At 34.4% G+C, this 1,535-nt stretch carries 3 protein-coding genes; 1 reads left to right on the top strand and 2 read right to left on the bottom strand.

The genetic code is table 11. From position 1 onward, the window contains the following. Positions 1 to 456, bottom strand: a 456-nt coding sequence (locus tag ACYVRA_RS06465; protein ID WP_461251930.1) for a type IIL restriction-modification enzyme MmeI, incomplete at its 3' end; no start/stop codon positions are given. A 29-nt stretch (positions 457 to 485) separates the two neighbouring features. Then, positions 486 to 707, bottom strand: a complete 222-nt coding sequence (locus ACYVRA_RS06460; RefSeq protein WP_461251929.1) for a hypothetical protein — start codon at positions 705 to 707, stop codon at positions 486 to 488. A 97-nt stretch (positions 708 to 804) separates the two neighbouring features. On the opposite strand from ACYVRA_RS06460, the gene ACYVRA_RS06455 reads away from it, so the two are divergent. After that, positions 805 to 1,535 (top strand): nucleotidyltransferase domain-containing protein (locus ACYVRA_RS06455; RefSeq protein WP_461251928.1); only part of this gene is annotated, 731 nt, incomplete at its 3' end.

Raw genomic sequence — 1,535 nt, 5'->3', positions numbered from 1 at the left:
TTCCTCACTGGTATAATGCTCACCTAACGCACGCCGGCTTTCTTTATCATTTACGCTCTGGAACATAGCCCCGAAGATTTCAGGTTTTATCTTTGACCAGTCCAGAGTACAACATTTTAGTAATGTCTTTCGCATTATCGAATTAAAAGCGGCGGTTTCCAGCCTTTCCTCAAACAGATTGCCGTCTATGTATGGAAATTTATTCAGCGTTTCATCAATGTTTTTTAAGCGTTTTTCTAACGGCTTGTTTAGCACGTCAAATATTTGCCCTAAATGAAGCGCTAAATCGCTGCCGTCCTCATTTGTTCTTTCTTTGATGTACCTAAAAAACACTTTTTTTTCTTCAAAAATGCCTGAGTCATCGGCAAATAAACAGAAAAGAAGACGGACAAGGTACATTTCAAGCTGATGCCCTGAATAATGGCTTTCTTTGAGAGCGTCGTGTAGTTCGCCCATATGTTCGGCAGCTTCAATATCAACGGGATTTACCGCATGGAATTTGTATTGCCTAATAAATCCCCCTGACCGCTAATTTTTACTCTATGTTCAAAATTGGCGACTTGTCTTCTTGAAACGCCGAAAATATTAAGAAAGTCAGTTTGAAAATCCTGCGCGTCCGCTTCTTCTCGTGTTTTTGAAGCTTTGTCTTTCCATTCGTTTACGAAGTTAGAGGCTCTTAATCTGATTTCGTTCCATGACAGGGGCATAATAGGATATTATAGCTTTTATAAATGGATTATGGGAAGACCGTATCTTAACACAATCTGCATTGTTAGTATATAATCTAAATAAGAACAACAAGTAATGAATAAAGAAAACGTAAAAAACACTATTCTTGAAAGATTACCAAAAATTGAAGAAGAACATTCTGTTAAAATTTTATACGCCATAGAATCTGGTTCAAGGGCATGGGGGTTTGAATCTACTGACAGTGATTATGATATTCGATTTATATATGTGCATAAAAAAGATTGGTATTTAAATATTCTTCCAAAACGCGATGTTATTGAATATCCGATAGTTGATGAATTTGATTATTCCGGTTGGGATTTAAGAAAAGCCTTATTTTTGTTAAACAAATCTAATCCTGTTTTATTTGAATGGCTTAAATCCCCTATTGTTTATTATAAAGATTATTATTTCTACAACATTATGGAAGAATTGTCCAAGCCTTATTTTTCGCCAATATCATCAATATATCACTATTTACATATGGCAAACAGAAACTACCGGCAGTACTTGCAGGCTGATGAAGTAAAAATTAAAAAATACTTTTATGTTTTAAGGCCTATTTTAGCTTGTATGTGGATAGAAAATTTTAAAGAATCGCCGCCTCTGGAATTTGAAAAATTATTAAGCCAGATACTTGATAAAGACTTACTGGAAATAATCAATGAGCTATTGATTAAGAAAAAGTCGGGTATAGAATTAGGCATAGAGCCAAAAATACCGGCTCTCAATATTTTTATAGAAAAAACATTAATACGTTTTGAAGACAATAAAAGCTGGACAGTTGAGCAAATTAATCCATATCT

It is taken from the genome of Treponema sp. R8-4-B8, assembly GCF_054786175.1.
The sequence above is the reverse complement of the archived record's forward strand: the minus strand, read 5'-3'. Positions and strand labels throughout refer to the sequence as shown.

Excerpts from the sequence above, each read along its gene's own strand:
- ACYVRA_RS06460 (WP_461251929.1), bottom strand. The coding sequence starts at position 707 with ATGCCCCTGTCATGGAACGAAATCAGATTAAGAGCCTCTAACTTCGTA.